The 15,333-nt window shown below is 66.9% G+C and carries 28 protein-coding genes; all 28 read right to left on the bottom strand.

The features are described from left to right. Positions 1–85 precede the first annotated feature (85 nt). Entirely contained in the window at positions 86–820 is a 735-nt protein-coding gene (locus ACFSCV_RS17995; RefSeq protein WP_378800953.1) for an acyltransferase, read from the bottom strand. 200 nt (positions 821–1,020) lie between these two features. Further along, positions 1,021–1,443: a 50S ribosomal protein L17 gene (gene rplQ, locus ACFSCV_RS17990; RefSeq protein ID WP_378800952.1), complete on the bottom strand. Its 423-nt coding sequence runs from the start codon at positions 1,441–1,443 to the stop codon at positions 1,021–1,023. Between the two features lie 51 nt (positions 1,444–1,494). After that, entirely contained in the window at positions 1,495–2,529 is a 1,035-nt protein-coding gene (locus ACFSCV_RS17985) for a DNA-directed RNA polymerase subunit alpha (RefSeq protein ID WP_378801085.1), read from the bottom strand. Between the two features lie 102 nt (positions 2,530–2,631). Next, positions 2,632–3,021 carry a 30S ribosomal protein S11 gene (gene rpsK, locus ACFSCV_RS17980; RefSeq protein WP_020178186.1) on the bottom strand — a complete coding sequence of 130 codons (390 nt, stop codon included), beginning with the start codon at positions 3,019–3,021 and terminating at the stop codon, positions 2,632–2,634. Positions 3,022–3,104: 83 nt separating this feature from the next. Next, the gene (gene rpsM, locus ACFSCV_RS17975; protein ID WP_271201002.1) at positions 3,105–3,473 is read right to left on the bottom strand and encodes a 30S ribosomal protein S13; all 369 of its coding nucleotides are present in this window, start codon (positions 3,471–3,473) and stop codon (positions 3,105–3,107) included. Between the two features lie 192 nt (positions 3,474–3,665). Beyond that, positions 3,666–4,265 (bottom strand): adenylate kinase, encoded by a 600-nt coding sequence (locus ACFSCV_RS17970; RefSeq protein ID WP_378800951.1) that lies wholly within the window; start codon positions 4,263–4,265, stop codon positions 3,666–3,668. Continuing rightward, positions 4,262–5,599: a preprotein translocase subunit SecY gene (secY, locus tag ACFSCV_RS17965; protein WP_378800950.1), complete on the bottom strand. Its 1,338-nt coding sequence runs from the start codon at positions 5,597–5,599 to the stop codon at positions 4,262–4,264. The genes ACFSCV_RS17970 and secY overlap by 4 nt, the downstream gene beginning before the upstream one ends. A 52-nt stretch (positions 5,600–5,651) precedes the next feature. Beyond that, positions 5,652–6,134 carry a 50S ribosomal protein L15 gene (gene rplO / locus ACFSCV_RS17960; protein ID WP_378800949.1) on the bottom strand — a complete coding sequence of 161 codons (483 nt, stop codon included), beginning with the start codon at positions 6,132–6,134 and terminating at the stop codon, positions 5,652–5,654. 16 nt (positions 6,135–6,150) lie between these two features. Then, complete coding sequence (rpmD, locus tag ACFSCV_RS17955; RefSeq protein ID WP_271200998.1) at positions 6,151–6,384, bottom strand: 50S ribosomal protein L30; 234 nt, start codon at positions 6,382–6,384, stop codon at positions 6,151–6,153. 25 nt (positions 6,385–6,409) lie between these two features. After that, a complete protein-coding gene (gene rpsE, locus ACFSCV_RS17950) occupies positions 6,410–6,979 on the bottom strand; it encodes a 30S ribosomal protein S5 (protein ID WP_378800948.1) in 570 nt (189 codons plus the stop codon). 27 nt (positions 6,980–7,006) lie between these two features. Continuing rightward, entirely contained in the window at positions 7,007–7,369 is a 363-nt protein-coding gene (gene rplR, locus ACFSCV_RS17945) for a 50S ribosomal protein L18 (RefSeq protein ID WP_378800947.1), read from the bottom strand. Positions 7,370–7,381: 12 nt separating this feature from the next. Beyond that, positions 7,382–7,915: a 50S ribosomal protein L6 gene (gene rplF, locus ACFSCV_RS17940; RefSeq protein WP_378800946.1), complete on the bottom strand. Its 534-nt coding sequence runs from the start codon at positions 7,913–7,915 to the stop codon at positions 7,382–7,384. Positions 7,916–7,957: 42 nt separating this feature from the next. Further along, positions 7,958–8,356, bottom strand: coding sequence for a 30S ribosomal protein S8 (rpsH, locus tag ACFSCV_RS17935; RefSeq protein ID WP_271200994.1), 399 nt, complete (start codon positions 8,354–8,356; stop codon positions 7,958–7,960). Between the two features lie 13 nt (positions 8,357–8,369). Further along, complete coding sequence (rpsN, locus tag ACFSCV_RS17930; RefSeq protein WP_271200993.1) at positions 8,370–8,675, bottom strand: 30S ribosomal protein S14; 306 nt, start codon at positions 8,673–8,675, stop codon at positions 8,370–8,372. A gap of 12 nt (positions 8,676–8,687) precedes the next feature. Beyond that, entirely contained in the window at positions 8,688–9,245 is a 558-nt protein-coding gene (rplE, locus tag ACFSCV_RS17925) for a 50S ribosomal protein L5 (RefSeq protein WP_378800945.1), read from the bottom strand. Next, complete coding sequence (gene rplX, locus ACFSCV_RS17920; RefSeq protein WP_271200991.1) at positions 9,238–9,555, bottom strand: 50S ribosomal protein L24; 318 nt, start codon at positions 9,553–9,555, stop codon at positions 9,238–9,240. Before rplX ends, rplE begins: the two co-directional genes overlap by 8 nt. Continuing rightward, positions 9,555–9,923, bottom strand: a complete 369-nt coding sequence (rplN, locus tag ACFSCV_RS17915; RefSeq protein ID WP_378800943.1) for a 50S ribosomal protein L14 — start codon at positions 9,921–9,923, stop codon at positions 9,555–9,557. The genes rplX and rplN overlap by 1 nt, the downstream gene beginning before the upstream one ends. A gap of 87 nt (positions 9,924–10,010) precedes the next feature. Continuing rightward, positions 10,011–10,283: a 30S ribosomal protein S17 gene (gene rpsQ / locus ACFSCV_RS17910; protein WP_271200989.1), complete on the bottom strand. Its 273-nt coding sequence runs from the start codon at positions 10,281–10,283 to the stop codon at positions 10,011–10,013. Positions 10,284–10,293: 10 nt separating this feature from the next. Continuing rightward, positions 10,294–10,503 (bottom strand): 50S ribosomal protein L29, encoded by a 210-nt coding sequence (rpmC, locus tag ACFSCV_RS17905; RefSeq protein WP_271200988.1) that lies wholly within the window; start codon positions 10,501–10,503, stop codon positions 10,294–10,296. An 11-nt stretch (positions 10,504–10,514) separates the two neighbouring features. Beyond that, positions 10,515–10,928 carry a 50S ribosomal protein L16 gene (rplP, locus tag ACFSCV_RS17900; protein ID WP_378800942.1) on the bottom strand — a complete coding sequence of 138 codons (414 nt, stop codon included), beginning with the start codon at positions 10,926–10,928 and terminating at the stop codon, positions 10,515–10,517. Positions 10,929–10,951: 23 nt separating this feature from the next. Further along, positions 10,952–11,659, bottom strand: coding sequence for a 30S ribosomal protein S3 (rpsC, locus tag ACFSCV_RS17895; protein ID WP_271200986.1), 708 nt, complete (start codon positions 11,657–11,659; stop codon positions 10,952–10,954). A gap of 10 nt (positions 11,660–11,669) precedes the next feature. After that, positions 11,670–12,059, bottom strand: a complete 390-nt coding sequence (gene rplV / locus ACFSCV_RS17890; protein WP_378800941.1) for a 50S ribosomal protein L22 — start codon at positions 12,057–12,059, stop codon at positions 11,670–11,672. Between the two features lie 2 nt (positions 12,060–12,061). Beyond that, positions 12,062–12,340: a 30S ribosomal protein S19 gene (gene rpsS / locus ACFSCV_RS17885; protein ID WP_271200984.1), complete on the bottom strand. Its 279-nt coding sequence runs from the start codon at positions 12,338–12,340 to the stop codon at positions 12,062–12,064. A 14-nt stretch (positions 12,341–12,354) separates the two neighbouring features. Then, the gene (rplB, locus tag ACFSCV_RS17880) at positions 12,355–13,191 is read right to left on the bottom strand and encodes a 50S ribosomal protein L2 (RefSeq protein WP_378800940.1); all 837 of its coding nucleotides are present in this window, start codon (positions 13,189–13,191) and stop codon (positions 12,355–12,357) included. Between the two features lie 26 nt (positions 13,192–13,217). Continuing rightward, on the bottom strand, positions 13,218–13,511 hold the full coding sequence (locus ACFSCV_RS17875; protein WP_271200982.1) for a 50S ribosomal protein L23: 294 nt from the start codon (positions 13,509–13,511) through the stop codon (positions 13,218–13,220). Beyond that, positions 13,508–14,131, bottom strand: coding sequence for a 50S ribosomal protein L4 (gene rplD / locus ACFSCV_RS17870; RefSeq protein ID WP_378800939.1), 624 nt, complete (start codon positions 14,129–14,131; stop codon positions 13,508–13,510). Before rplD ends, ACFSCV_RS17875 begins: the two co-directional genes overlap by 4 nt. Next, positions 14,131–14,859 carry a 50S ribosomal protein L3 gene (gene rplC, locus ACFSCV_RS17865; protein WP_378800938.1) on the bottom strand — a complete coding sequence of 243 codons (729 nt, stop codon included), beginning with the start codon at positions 14,857–14,859 and terminating at the stop codon, positions 14,131–14,133. The genes rplD and rplC overlap by 1 nt, the downstream gene beginning before the upstream one ends. 25 nt (positions 14,860–14,884) lie before the next feature. Next, complete coding sequence (rpsJ, locus tag ACFSCV_RS17860; protein WP_020178162.1) at positions 14,885–15,193, bottom strand: 30S ribosomal protein S10; 309 nt, start codon at positions 15,191–15,193, stop codon at positions 14,885–14,887. Positions 15,194–15,333 lie beyond the last annotated feature (140 nt).

The raw sequence follows: 15,333 nt of genomic DNA, 5'->3' as shown, positions 1-15,333 counted from the left end.
GATAGGCGATCGATCGCCGCGCGACAGGGCGAAGCCCACGGCGGGCCCGTCCGCCTCGCAGCGAATGACGAGGCGTTCTAGCGCGCTATCGCTTCCAGATCACGCCGCGCCGCACGATCCTGGCCGGGTTGCCGGCGACCACGCATCGCGGCTCCTCGACCGAGGCCGCCACCACCGCGCGCGACCCCAAGATCGTGCCTTCCGCGAGCTCCACGCCCTTCAGCACCATCGCTCCGCCGCAGAGCCAGGTCCGCCGGCCGATCACGATCGGCGCGGGCGCGTTGAGCAGTTCGCCGCTCTCGCGATCATAGATGCGGTGGATGTCGGACGAGCGCAGCTCGACGTCCTCGGCGATCAGGCAGTCCGTCCCGAGCGAGATCGAGGCGCCTGCCGCAACAATGCGGCCCTCCTTCGAATCGCACCTGCTGCCGATCGAAACCGACACGCCATGGCCGCGAATGCGGATCGCGCCGCTCCAGTTGACGTCGTCGCCGATGACAAGGCTGTTGCCCACGCCGCAGAACACGACCTCGAGGCGGTCGAACCGAAAGTTGCGCCCGATCGCGACGCTGTTGCCGGCGGCGTTGCGGTGGGCGAAGACGCGGCTCGCGGCGAGCGCTCCGCGCCAGTCTCCGGCCCGGAACGACACCGAGCCGCGGCGCAGCAGGAACGGCAACGGCGGCGCCAATCCCGACGGACGAAACGGCAGGCGGTAACCGCCCCGGCCGCGCCGAACCGGTGCTTCGGCCGCCCCCGCGAGCGCAGTCACGATCTCGGACACATCGGCGTCCTGCGCCGCTTCGACAGCCTGAGGCGTCACGTTCCCCCGCGCGCTCCCTCGTTCCGCGCGCAGGATAGCACGACGACGCCCCGTCGCTGCACTGCAGTTCTACGGATGCGCACCGCGAAAACAGCGGCGGCGCGACGGTCCGGACTCCGGCGCCGGACGGAGCCGGACGGGAAACGACAAAAGGCGGCCCGAGGCCGCCTTTCAATCAGGTTGGAACGCGCCGCTCCGCCTCAGGCGGCGGCGCTCTCCTCGGCCTCGGCGCGCGCCCGATCGCCGGCGCCCTTGGCGCTGACGTCACGGTCGACGAACTCGATGACCGCGACCGGCGCGTTGTCGCCGTGCCGGAAGCCGGCCTTGAGGATGCGCAGGTAGCCGCCGTTGCGCTCAGCGTAACGCGGGCCGATGGCGCCGAACAGCTTCTGGACCGTCGGCACGTGCCGCAGCTCGGCGATCGCCTGACGGCGCGCGTGCAGGTCGCCGCGCTTGGCGAGCGTCACGAGCTTCTCGACGACCGGACGCAGGTCCTTCGCCTTCGGCAGGGTGGTGACGATCTGCTCGTGCTCGATCAGCGAGATCGCGAGGTTCGCGAACATCGCCTTGCGATGGCTTTGCAGACGGTTGAAGCGGCGGCCCCGCTTGCCGTGCATGGACATGGTGTCTTCTCCTTCAGGCCCGCGCCTCTAGAGGCTGACGAGGCCGAACCCTCAGTAGTGTTCTTCGAAACGCTTGGCGAGCTCGTCGATGTTGTCCGGCGGCCAGCCGCCGACTTCCATGCCGAGATGCAGACCCATCTGCGCCAGCACTTCCTTGATCTCGTTCAGCGACTTGCGGCCGAAGTTCGGAGTGCGCAGCATCTCGGCCTCCGTCTTCTGGATCAGGTCGCCAATGTAGACGATGTTGTCGTTCTTCAGGCAGTTCGCCGAACGTACCGACAGCTCCAGCTCGTCCACCTTCTTGAGCAGCGCCGGGTTGAAGGCGAGCTCCGGGATCGCGGACTGGACGCTTTCCTTCTTCGGCTCCTCGAAGTTGACGAACACCTCGAGCTGGTCCTGGAGGATGCGCGCGGCGTAGGCCACGGCGTCGTCCGGGGTGATCGAGCCGTTGGTCTCGACGGTCAGCGTCAGCTTGTCGTAGTCGAGGATCTGGCCTTCGCGCGTGTTTTCAACGCGGTAGGAGACCTTCTTCACCGGCGAGTACAGGCTGTCGACCGGGATAAGCCCGATCGGCGCGTCCTCGGGGCGGTTGCGGTCCGCCGGGACGTAGCCCTTGCCGGTGTCGACGGTGAACTCCATGCGGATCTCGGCGCCCTCGTCGAGGGTGCAGAGCACGAGGTCCGGGTTCAGGATCTGGACGTCGCCGACGACCTGGATGTCGCCCGCCACGACCTGACCGGGGCCCTGCTTGCGCAGCACCATGCGCTTCGGGCCTTCGCCCTGCATCTTGATGGCGACGTCCTTGATGTTCAGGACGATGTCCGTCACGTCCTCGCGGACGCCCGGGATCGACGAGAACTCGTGGAGCACGCCGTCGATGTGCACCGAGGTCACGGCCGCGCCCTGAAGCGACGACAGCAGGATGCGACGCAGCGCGTTGCCGAGCGTCAGACCGAAGCCGCGCTCGAGCGGCTCGGCCACCATCGTGGCGGTGCGCTTGCCGTCGCCGGACGGAGCGACCTCAAGCTTGTTCGGCTTGATCAGGTCTTGCCAATTCTTCTGGATCACGACTGCACCCTTCGTCAGTCAAACGCGGAGGTCCGCTTCTCTCCGCGTCGGCCGGCCCCGATGGACCAGCCTCGAAACGAACATGCGCCCCGCGGACGGGGCGCAGGCGACGAACGCGCGTCAGACGCGACGACGCTTCCGCGGACGGCAGCCGTTGTGCGGGATCGGGGTCACGTCGCGGATCGACGTCACCATGAAGCCCGCGGCCTGCAGAGCGCGCAGCGCCGACTCACGGCCGGAACCTGGGCCGCGAACCTCGACCTCGAGGGTGCGCATGCCGTGCTCCGCCGCCTTCTTGGCCGCGTCCTCGGCCGCGACCTGGGCCGCGTACGGGGTCGACTTGCGCGAGCCCTTGAAGCCCTGGGCGCCGGCCGACGACCACGACACGGTGTTGCCCTGCGCGTCGGTGATCGTGATCATGGTGTTGTTGAACGTCGCATTCACATGCGCGACGCCCGAGGCGATGTTTTTGCGCTCGCGACGGCGAATGCGCTGGGCTTCCTTGGCCATATGGCTCTCTATCCTTCAGGCGCGCCCGTATCGCCAGGCGCTCGGGATGAAGCGCCGCTCACGCGGCGCGTTCGAAAAACGGATTACTTCTTCTTGCCGGCGATCGGCTTCGGCTTGCCCTTGCGGGTGCGCGCGTTGGTGTGCGTGCGCTGGCCGTGGACCGGCAGACCGCGACGATGGCGCAGGCCGCGGTAGCAGCCCAGGTCCATCAGACGCTTGATGTTCATCGCCACTTCGCGGCGCAGATCGCCCTCGACCAGATAGTCGCGGTCGATCGTCTCGCGGATCTGGATGACTTCGGCGTCCGTCAACTGGTTGACGCGGCGCTCGGCCGGGATCGAGACCTTCTCGCAGATCTCCGTCGCCTTCTGGGCCCCGATGCCGTGAATATACTGCAGCGCGATGATCACGCGCTTGTTCGTCGGAATGTTTACGCCGGCGATACGTGCCACGTTCAGTCTCCATATGTCGGCTCGAAGCCGGATAGACGCGCGTCCGGTGGAGGCCGGCCCTTGCGCGCTGACAAAACCACAACGAAACCGCGAGGCGAGAACGCCCCGCTCGTCGCGGCGCTTTCGGTGAGGGGTTGCGCGTAGCGCCTCGAAGCGCCCGCGTCAAGCCTTTTTAACGATTCCGCGTCCGCGTCAGGACGCGGACGCGCGGGTGTCGGCGAGAATGCCGTCGATCGCCGAGGTCACGCTCTCGATCGGAGCCATGCCGTCCACGACCGAAAACAGGCCGCGCTCGGAATAGAACGGCTTGAGCTGAGCGGTGACCGACTTGTAATCGGCGATCCGCTTCTTCACGACCTCGGGCGCGTCGTCCGAACGAACCGCCTTGCCGGCGGCCGCGGCCTCGCGCGCGCGCCGCTCGACACGTTCAAGCAGGGCGTCCTCGTCGACCGACAGCTCGATGACCGAATCGAGCTTGATGCCCTTCTCGGCCAGCATCGCCTCCAGCGCCTCGGCCTGCCGCAGCGTGCGCGGGAAACCGTCCAGAATGAAGCCGTTCCTGGCGTCCGGCTCTTCGACCCGGTCAGCGACGATCTTGACCACGACCTCGTCCGGCACGAGCTCGCCGCGCGCCATCAGGTCCTTGGCCTGAAGGCCGACCGGCGTGCCCGCCGCGACCGCCGCGCGCAGCATGTCGCCGGTGGAGAGCTGCACGATCCCGTGCGCCTTCACGAGGCGCTCCGACTGCGTGCCTTTGCCGGCGCCGGGCGGCCCGAGCAGGATCAATCTCATCGCCTCTTCCCCTTCAGACGGGCCTTCTTGATGAGGCCCTCATACTGCGCGGCATACAGATGCCCCTGGACCTGCGCGACCGTGTCCATCGTCACCGACACGACGATCAGCAGAGAGGTGCCGCCAAAATAGAACGGAACGGCGGCGTAGGAGATCAGTATTTCGGGCAGTAGGCAGACCAGAGCCATGTAGGCCGCGCCGACCACGGTGATGCGCGTGAGGACGTAGTCGATGTACTCCGCCGTGCGCTCGCCCGGCCGGATGCCCGGGATGAAGCCGCCGTACTTCTTGAGGTTGTCGGCCGTCTCGTTCGGGTTGAAGACGATCGCGGTGTAGAAAAAGCAGAAGAACACGATCAACGCCACGTACAGCAGCATGTACAGCGGGCGGCCGTGCGCGAGATGGGTCGTGATCGTCGACAGCCAGCCGGCCCCGGCGCCCTGCGCCGAGAAATTCGCGATCGTGGTCGGCAGCAGAAGCAGCGACGACGCGAAGATCGGCGGAATCACGCCGGCGGTGTTCAGCTTCAGCGGCAGATGCGAGCTCTCGCCGCCGGTCATCCGGTTCTGCGACACCTGTCGCTTCGGATACTGGATCAGCAGGCGGCGCTGGGCGCGCTCCATGTAGACGATGAAGGCGATCACGGCGATCGCCATCACGGCGATCGCGAGGATGATCGTCGTCGACAGCGCGCCCTGGCGGCTGAGTTCGAGCGTGCCCGCGATCGCGGCCGGAAGCTCGGCCACGATGCCCGCGAAGATGATCAGCGAGATGCCGTTGCCGATGCCGCGCGCGGTGATCTGCTCGCCGAGCCACATCAGGAACATGGTTCCGCCGGTGAGCGTGATCACCGTCGCGATCCGGAAGAACAGGCCAGGATCGACCACCACGTTGGCCTGGCCCTCGAGCCCGACCGCGATGCCATACGCCTGCACGACCGCGAGCAGCACGGTTCCGTAGCGGGTGTACTGGTTGATGATCTTGCGGCCCTGCTCGCCCTCCTTCTTGAGGGCCTCCAGGTGCGGCGAGACCGTCGTCATCAGCTGGACGATGATCGAGGCCGAGATGTACGGCATGATCGCGAGCGCGAAGATCGCCATACGGCCGACCGCCCCGCCCGAGAACATGTTGAACAGGCCGATGATGCCCGTGGACTGCTGGCGGAAGACCTCCGCCAGCGCCGCCGGGTTGATGCCCGGCAGCGGGATGTAGGTCCCGAGGCGGTAGATCAGCAGCGCGCCGAGCGTGAACCAGATGCGCTTCTTGAGTTCGCCCGCTTTCGAGAAAGCGGAGAAGTTGAGGTTCGCAGCAAGCTGCTCAGCCGCCGACGCCATCGATCGCCTCGTATTGCAGGAAGTTCGGAATCCGCGCCCCTAGATAAGGGGTTCAGGCGGCGTCCGCATCCTTCTTCGGGGCGAGCAGCGTCACCTTGCCGCCGAGCTTCTCGATCACGTCCGCGACAGCCTTGGAGACAGCGTAGACCTCGAGGTCGAGCTTGGTCTTGAGCTCGCCGCGACCCAGCACCTTCACGCCGTCCTTCTTCTTGGACAGCACGCCGGCCTCGATGAGGGCGGCCTCGGTCACCGGCTTGCCGGCGTCGAGCTTGCCCGCGTCGACCGCCTGCTGGAGACGGGCGAGGTTGACCTCATTCAGGTCGGTCGCGAACAGGTTGTTGAAGCCGCGCTTCGGCAGACGCCGATAGAGCGGCATCTGGCCGCCCTCGAACGCCTTGATGCGGACGCCCGTGCGGGACTTCTGACCCTTGACGCCGCGGCCGCCGGTCTTGCCCTTGCCGGAGCCGATGCCGCGTCCGACGCGGATCCGCTCCTTGGTGGCGCCGGGGTTGTCCCGGAGATCAGTCAGTTTCATCACGTCTCTCCAGCGCTCAGCGGGCGTCGTCTTCGACGCGCACAAGGTGAGCCACCTTGTCGATCATGCCGCGCACCGCCGGGGTGTCGGCGAGTTCGCGGCGCTTGCCGATGCGGCCCAGGCCGAGGCCGACGAGGGTCGCATGCTGGTCCGCCGGGCGGCGGGTCGAAGAGCCGATCTGCACGACCGTGACCTTCTCGCCCTTCACGGCGCGGGCGGCCTTGCCCTTCTTGTTCTCAACGTCGGCCATGGTCAGCCTCCTTCAGAAACGGGCGTCAGCCTTCGGCCACGGCGTCGGCGTCGACGTCGCGGCGGCGGGACTGCAGGGTCGAAACCTTGAGGCCGCGACGGGCCGCGACGGAGCGCGGGCTATCCTCGTGCTTCAGGGCGTCGAACGTCGCCCGCACCATGTTGTACGGGTTGGACGAGCCGAGCGACTTCGCGACGACGTCATGGACGCCGAGCGTCTCGAACACGGCGCGCATCGGGCCGCCGGCGATGATGCCGGTGCCGGCCGGTGCCGCGCGCAGCACGACCTTGCCGGCGCCGTGGCGGCCGTCGACGTCGTGATGCAGCGTGCGGCCTTCGCGCAGCGGCACCCGGATCAGACCGCGCTTGGCGGCCTCGGTCGCCTTGCGGATCGCCTCCGGCACCTCGCGGGCCTTGCCGTGGCCGTAGCCGACGCGACCCTTCTGGTCGCCGACGACGACGAGAGCGGCGAAGCCGAAGCGACGGCCGCCCTTCACCACCTTGGCGACGCGGTTGATGTGCACGAGCTTGTCGACGAACTCGCTGTCGCGCTCTTCGCGCTCGTTCCGGCGGTTCTCTCTGGGCTCACGAGCCATAATGTAAATCCTCCAGCCGAGCGGGCGTCAGAAATTGAGCCCGCCCTCGCGGGCGGCCTCGGCCAGGGCCTTGACCCGGCCGTGATAGATGTACGAGCCGCGGTCGAAGACCACGTCCTTGACGCCGGCCGCGGCGGCGCGCTCCGCCACCAGCTTGCCGACGGCCTGGGCGGCCGCGATGTCCGCGCCGGTCTTCTTGGCCGCGCGGAAATCCTTGTCGAGCGTCGAGGCCGACGCGAGCGTCACGCCCTTCGCGTCGTCGATGATCTGAGCGTAGATCTGCTTCGACGAGCGGAAGACGGACAGGCGCGGACGGCCGTTCGCGTTCGAACGGAGCGCCCGGCGGACGCGCGCCTTGCGGCGCGCCTCGGTAACGAGATTCTTCGCCATGGTTCCGGGCCCTTACTTCTTCTTGCCTTCCTTGCGGAAGATGAACTCGCCCGCGTACTTGACGCCCTTGCCCTTGTAGGGCTCGGGACCGCGGAACTCGCGAATCTCCGCCGCGACCTGGCCGACACGCTGCTTGTCGATGCCGGAGACCGAGATCTCCGTCGGCTTGGCGCACTTGATCTCGATCCCGTCCGGGATCGGGTACTTCACGTCGTGGCTGTAGCCGAGCGCGAGCACGAGCTCCTTGCCCTGCACCGCCGCGCGGTAGCCGACGCCGCTGATCTCGAGCTTCTTCTCGAAGCCCTTGGTGACGCCCTCGACGAGGTTCGACACCATCGTGCGCGACATGCCCCACTTGGCCCGCGCGCCCTTGGTCTCGTTCCGCGGCTGGACGGAGACCTTCCCGTCCTTGAACTCGACGACGACATCGTCATGGACGCGGAAGGCGAGTTCGCCCTTCGGTCCCTTCATCTTGACGTCCTGGCCGTCGACGGCCGCGGTCACGCCCGACGGCACGTCGACCGGCTTCTTGCCGATGCGCGACATGATCGCTCTCCTAAATCCGTCCGAGAAATCCCCTGCCCAGCGTCAGAAGACGCGGCAGAGGATCTCCCCGCCCACATTGTTGTCGCGGGCGTCGTGATCCGCCATCACGCCCTTCGGCGTGGAGAGGATCGAGATGCCGAGGCCGTTGGCCACACGCGGCAGGTTCTTGACCGAGGCGTACACGCGCCGGCCCGGCTTCGACACCCGCTGGATCTCGCGGATGACGGGCGCGCCGTCGTAGTACTTGAGCTCGATCTCGAACTCGGTGCGGCCGTTGGCGAGCTCCGTCTGCGTGTAGCCGCGGATGTAGCCTTCCGCCTGCAGCACGTCCAGCACGTGCTGGCGCAGGCGCGAGCCAGGCGTCGAGCACGAGGTCTTGTTCCGCATGTGCGCGTTGCGGATGCGCGTCAGCATATCGCCGAGGGGATCGATCAGTGACATGGACCCCTCCTCCTCACCAGCTCGACTTCAGGAGACCCGGAACCAGGCCCTTCGAGCCAAGATCCCGGATCGCGATGCGGGAGATGCCAAGCTTGCGATAATACGCACGCGGGCGGCCCGTGACTTCGCAGCGGTTACGGATGCGGGTCTTCGAGCCGTTGCGCGGGAGCTGGGCGAGCTTGAGGCGCGCCGCGAAGCGCTCCTCGAGGTCGAGGCTCTCGTTGTTGGCGATCGCCTTCAGTTCGGCGCGCTTCGCGGCGAAGCGGTCGACGAGCTGCCGGCGGCGGTTGTTCTTCTCGATCGCGCTCTTCTTAGCCATGCGATCCTCCCGTCACTGCCTGAAGGGGAAGTTGAAGGCGCGCAGCAGGGCGCGCGCCTCGTCGTCAGACTTCGCCGTCGTGCAGACGATGACGTCCATGCCCCACACCTGATCGATCTTGTCGTACTCGATCTCGGGGAACACGATGTGCTCCTTAATGCCCATGGCGAAGTTGCCACGGCCGTCGAAGCTCTTCGGGTTCAGGCCGCGGAAGTCGCGGACGCGCGGCAGCGCGATCGTGACCAGACGGTCGATGAACTCGTACATGCGGGCGCGCCGGAGCGTGACCTTGGCGCCGACCGACTGGCCCTCGCGCAGCTTGAAGGTCGCGATCGAGGTGCGGGCCTTGGTGACGACCGGCTTCTGGCCGGCGATCTTGGTCAGCTCGCCGACCGCGTTCGTCACCTTCTTGGAGTCCGCGACGCCTTCGCCGACACCCATGTTGATGACGATCTTCTCGATCGTCGGAACCTCGAACGGGTTCTTGTACCCGAACTCCTCGATCAGCTTCGGCCGAACGACGTCGGCGTAGTGCTTCTTGAGGCGCGGTTCGTAAGCGGTCTCAGCCATCGATCTGCTCTCCCGAACGCGCCGCGACGCGAACCTTGCGGCCGTCGTCCAGGACCTTGAAGCTGACGCGCGTCGCCTTGCCGTCCTTCGGGTCGGCGAGCGCGATGTTGGACAGGTGGATGGCGGCTTCCTTCGAGATGATGCCGCCTTCCGTCGTCTGGGTCTGGCGCGTATGGCGCTTCACCACGTTGACGCCGCGCACCAGGGCGCGCTCGTCCTTGGGGAGCACCTGCAGCACTTCGCCGGTCTTGCCCTTGTCGCGGCCGGCGAGAACGACGACCTTGTCGCCCTTCTTGATCTTCGCGGCCATCACAGCACCTCCGGCGCGAGCGAGATGATCTTCATGTGGTTCTTGGCGCGCAGCTCGCGCGGAACCGGGCCGAAGATGCGGGTCCCGACCGGCTCTTTCTGATTGTTGATCAGCACGGCCGCGTTGCGGTCGAAACGGATCACCGAGCCGTCCAGACGACGGATGTCCTTGGCCGTGCGAACGACGACCGCCTTCATGACGTCGCCCTTCTTCACGCGGCCGCGCGGAATCGCTTCCTTGACCGACACCACGATGATGTCGCCCACGGAGGCGTAACGACGGCCGGCGCCGCCGAGAACCTTGATGCACATCACTCGCTTGGCGCCGGAGTTGTCGGCGACGTCGAGGTTGCTCTGCATCTGAATCATGGCCTTGAAGCCTTTCTCGTTCGCCCGGACCGGTATCCGCTAACGGGAGCGGACCTCGCCCGGCGGGCCTTGGATTTCAGATGATCGTCACTCGGTCGGAGCGGGCGCCGAGGCGTCCGGATCGACCGACGCGTCGGGACGAACGACCCAACGCTTCAGCTTCGAGATCGGACGGCTCTCCTCGATCCACACGAGGTCGCCGACCTTGAACACGCCCTGCTCGTCATGGGCGTGGTAGTGCTTGGTCCGACGCACGGTCTTCTTCAGCAGCGGGTGCGTGAAGCGACGCTCCACCTTGACCACGACGGTCTTGGCGTTCTTGTCGGAAATGACAGTCCCCAGAAGGACGCGTTTGGGCATGATGTCCTCCTCAGGCCTTCGTCGGCGCTTCCGCGCGCTTGGCGGTCGCGACGGTGCGGATGCGCGCGATGTCGCGACGCACCTGCCGCACCTGCGCGGTGTTGTCGAGCTGGCCCGTGGCCTTCTGGAAGCGCATGTTGAACTGCTGCTTCTTCAGCTTCACGAGCTCTTCGTCGAGCTGGTCCACGGACATCGTCCGCAGGTCTTGAGCCTTCGCCATGACGTCCTCCCTCACTCGGCGATGCGCTGGACGAAGCGCGTGCGGATCGGCAGCTTGGCGGCCGCGAGCGCAAGAGCTTCCCGGGCGAGCTCGACGGGCACGCCGTCGAGCTCGAACATGATGCGGCCCGGCTTCACCTTCGCGGCCCAGAACTCGTTCGCGCCCTTGCCCTTGCCCATGCGGACTTCGGTCGGCTTCTTCGAGACGGGGACGTCAGGGAACACGCGGATCCAGACGCGGCCGGCGCGCTTCATATGACGCGTCATCGCGCGGCGGGCCGCCTCGATCTGGCGGGCCGTGACACGCTCCGGCTCCAGGGCCTTGAGGCCGTAGGCGCCGAAGTTCAGGTCGAATCCGCCCTTCGCGGCGCCGCTGATGCGGCCCTTGAACTGCTTGCGGAACTTAGTGCGCTTCGGTTGCAGCATGACTTAGACTCCGAGGCTCCCGATCACGCCGCGTCGCGACGGTTCGGACGGCCACCGCCGCTCGAATCTTCGGTGAGGCGACGATCCTGGGCCATGGGGTCGTGCTCCATGACCTCGCCCTTGAAAATCCACACCTTGACGCCGCAGGTGCCCATCGCCGTCTTCGCTGTGGCGACGCCGTAGTCGACGTCGGCGCGCAGCGTGTGCAGCGGAACGCGGCCCTCGCGGTACCATTCGGTGCGGGCGATCTCCGCGCCGCCGAGACGGCCGGCGCAGTTGATGCGGATGCCCTCGGCGCCGAGGCGCATCGCCGACTGGACCGCGCGCTTCATGGCGCGACGGAACGCGACGCGGCGCTCGAGCTGCTGGGCGATCGACTCCGCGACCAGCGTCGAGTCGATCTCCGGCTTGCGCACCTCAACGATGTTGATGTGCACTTCCGAGGCCGTCATCGAGCTGACCTTCTTGCGCAGCTTGTCGATGTCCGCGCCCTTCTTGCCGATCACGATGCCCGGGCGGGCGGAGTAGATCGACACGCGGCACTTCTTGTGCGGGCGCTCGATGACGATCTTCGAGACCGCGGCCTGCTTCAGATCCTTCAGCAGGGCGTCGCGGATCTTGATGTCCTCGTGCAGCAGCTTGCCGTACTCGCCCTTGCCGGCGAACCAGCGCGAGTCCCACGTGCGGTTGATGCCGAGCCGAAGCCCGATCGGGTTGACCTTGTGACCCATCGTCTTCTCCTCAGGCCTTGGCCGCGTCGCGCTCGACCTGACGCACGATGATCGTCAGATGCGAGAACGGCTTCTGGATCTGGCCGACGCGACCGCGAGCGCGGGGCGAAAACCGCTTCATCACGATCGACTTGCCGACGAACGCCTGGCTCACGACGAGATCGTCCACGTCGAGATCGTGGTTGTTCTCGGCGTTGGCGATCGCGCTCTCGAGCGTCTTCTTCACCTGGCCGGCGATCCGCTTGCGCGAGAAGGTCAGGTCGGCGAGCGCCGTCTCGACCTTCTTGCCGCGGATCATCTGCGCGACGAGGTTCAGCTTCTGCGGCGAGATCCGGACCATGCGGAGCACGGCCTTGGCCTCGTTCTCGGGAAGCGCGCGGGGAGCTGCCTGCTTGCCCATGATTACTTCCTCTTCGACTTCTTGTCCGCCGCGTGCCCGTAGAAGGTGCGGGTCGGAGCGAACTCGCCGAACTTGTGGCCGATCATCTCTTCCGAGACCGCGACCGGGATATGCTTCTGCCCGTTATAGACCCCGAAGGTGAGGCCCACGAACTGAGGCAGGATCGTGGAGCGACGGCTCCAGATCTTGATGATTTCATTCCGGGTCGACGACCGAGCAGCGTCCGCCTTCTTGAGCAGATAGCCGTCGACGAACGGGCCCTTCCAAACTGAACGCGCCATTGTCGGCTCTCCGCTTACTTCTTCTTACGGGCGTGGCGGCTCGACAGGATGAACTTGTCGGTCGCCTTGTTGGAACGGGTCCGCTTGCCCTTGGTCGGCTTGCCCCACGGGGTCACCGGATGACGGCCGCCCGAGGTGCGGCCTTCGCCGCCGCCGTGCGGATGGTCGACCGGGTTCATGGTCACGCCGCGATTGTGGGGCTTGCGGCCCAGCCAGCGCGAACGCCCGGCCTTGCCGAGGCTGATGTTCGCGTGGTCCGGGTTCGACACCGCGCCGACCGTGCCGAAGCACTGGCCGTGCACGAGCCGCTGCTCGCCCGAATTCAGACGCAGGGTCACGTAGCCCTGGTCGCGGCCGACGATCTGCGCGTAGGCGCCCGCCGAGCGCGCGATCTGGCCGCCGCGGCCGATCTTGAGCTCCACATTGTGGACGATCGTGCCGACCGGCGCGGCGCCGAGCGGCATCGCGTTGCCGGGCTTCACGTCGACCTGCGCGCCGGCGACGACCGTGTCGCCCACGCCCAGGCGCTGCGGCGCCAGGATGTAGCTCAGCTCGCCATCCTCATAGCGGATCAGCGCGATGAAGGCCGAACGGTTCGGATCATATTCGATCCGCTCCACCTTGGCCGGCACGTCGAGCTTGCGCCGCTTGAAGTCGATCAGGCGGTACGTCCGCTTGTGGCCGCCGCCACGGAACCGAACGGTGACGCGGCCGGTGTTGTTGCGGCCGCCGGCGGACGTCAGTCCTTCGGTCAGCTGCTTCACCGGCTTGCCCTTGTACAGGGCCGAGCGGTCGACGATCACGAGCTGGCGAAGGCTCGGCGTGATCGGGTTGAATGTCTTGAGCGCCATCTGTTCGGCTCCCTATCCCGCGCGCCTCAGAGGCCCGTCGTCACGTCGATCGAATGGCCCTCTTCGAGGGTCACGATCGCGCGCTTGACGTCGCTCTGCTGGCCGAGGCGGCCGCGAAAACGCTTGGTCTTGCCCTTGCGGACAAGCGTGTTGACGCTCACGACTTTGACGTCGAAGAGCTTCTCGACCGCCGCCTTGATCTGCGGCTTGGTCGCCGTGTCCGCGACGCGGAAGACGACCTTGTTCTGCTCGGACGCATACGTCGCCTTCTCGGTGATCACCGGCGAACGGATGACGTCGTAGTGGCGCACGTCGGTCATTTGAAGCGCGCCTCCAGCGCATCGATGGCGGCCTTCGTCAGCACGAGCGTGTCGCGACGGAGGATGTCATAGACGTTGATGCCCTGGACCGGCAGCACGTCCACGTAAGGCACGCTCCGGACCGCGAGCCTCACATTGTTCTCGACCTCGGCACCGTCGACGATCAGGGCGTTCGCGAAGCCGAGCTTCTCGATCTGCTCCTTGAGCGCCTTGGTCTTCGCCTCGGTGAGCGAGAACGTGTCGACCACGACGATCTGCTGCTCCTTGGCCTTGGCCGAAAGCGCGTGCTTCAGGCCGAGGGCGCGGAACTTCTTCGTCAGGTCATGCTCGTGGCTGCGCACGACCGGCCCGAAGGCCCGGCCGCCGCCACGGAACTGCGGCGCGGAAGCCTGGGCGTGACGGGCGCGGCCCGTGCCCTTCTGCTTGTACATCTTTTTGCCCGTGCGGGCGATGTCCGAGCGGCCGAGCGTCTGGTGCGTGCCGGCCTGGCGCTTGGCGAGCTGCCAGCGCACGACGCGGTGCAGGATGTCCGCGCGCGGCTCCAGGCCGAAAATCTCGTCCGAAAGCGAGATCTTCTCGCCGGCCTGGCCGTCGGCGGTGGTGATTGCGATGTCGACCATCACGCGTTCTCCGTCTCAACGGCCGCGGTATCGGCCGGCACCTCGGCCGCGCCGCGTTCGCGGAACGAGCCCGGCAGCGGCAGGCCGTCCGGCAGCTTGGTCTTGACCGCGTCGCGGACCAGGATCCAGCCGCCCTTGACGCCCGGAACCGAACCCTCGACCAGGATCAGGCCGCGCTCCACGTCGGTGGAGACCACCTTGAGGTTCTGCGTCGTGACCCGCTCGTCGCCGAGATGACCGGCCATCTTCTTGTTCTTGAACACCTTGCCCGGATCCTGGCGACCGCCGGTGGAGCCGTGCGAACGGTGCGAGATCGACACGCCGTGCGTGGCGCGCAGACCGCCGAAGTTCCAGCGCTTCATGGCGCCGGCGAAGCCCTTGCCCGTCGAGGTGCCGGTCACGTCGACCCGCTGTCCCGCGACGAAGTGGTCCGCCGTGATTTCGGCGCCGACCGGGATCACCGCGTCCGGGGACACCCGGAACTCGACGACCTTACGCTTCGGCTCCACTTCCGCCTTGGCGAAGTGGCCGCGCTCGGCGCGGGTGGCGTTCTTGGCCTTACGGGCGCCGGCGCCGAGCTGCAGCGCGACGTAGCCGTTGCCCTCGAGCGTGCGGTGCGCGACGACCTGGCACTGCTCGAGCTTGAGAACGGTGACCGGCACATGCTCACCTGCATCCGTGAAGATGCGGGTCATGCCCAGCTTCTGTGCGATTACTCCGGACCGCATCTGCGTCGTCCTTCCCTTTCGCCGATCAGAGCTTGATCTCGACGTCGACGCCGGCGGCGAGGTCGAGCTTCATCAGCGCGTCCACGGTCTGCGGCGTCGGGTCGACGATGTCGAGAAGGCGCTTGTGCGTCCGAATCTCGAACTGCTCGCGGCTCTTCTTGTCGACGTGCGGCGAGCGGTTCACGGTGAACTTCTCGATGCGCGTCGGCAGGGGGATCGGACCACGCACCTGGGCGCCGGTCCGCTTGGCCGTCGACACGATTTCGCGGGTCGACGTGTCCAGAATGCGGTGATCGAACGCCTTGAGGCGGATCCGGATGTTCTGACCGTTCATTTTACTCGGTCTCCACGGAGGAAGGGCGGCGCCCTGTTGAGTTCAGGGCGCGCCCGCCCCGGCAGCTTCAAAAAGAGTTCGGATCACTCGATGATGGACGCGACGACGCCAGCGCCGACGGTGCGGCCGCCTTCGCGGAT

This window comes from Methylopila henanensis, assembly GCF_042681025.1.
Taxonomy (GTDB): domain Bacteria; phylum Pseudomonadota; class Alphaproteobacteria; order Rhizobiales; family Methylopilaceae; genus Methylopila; species Methylopila henanensis.
This window is presented reverse-complemented; position numbering and strand designations above follow the sequence as displayed.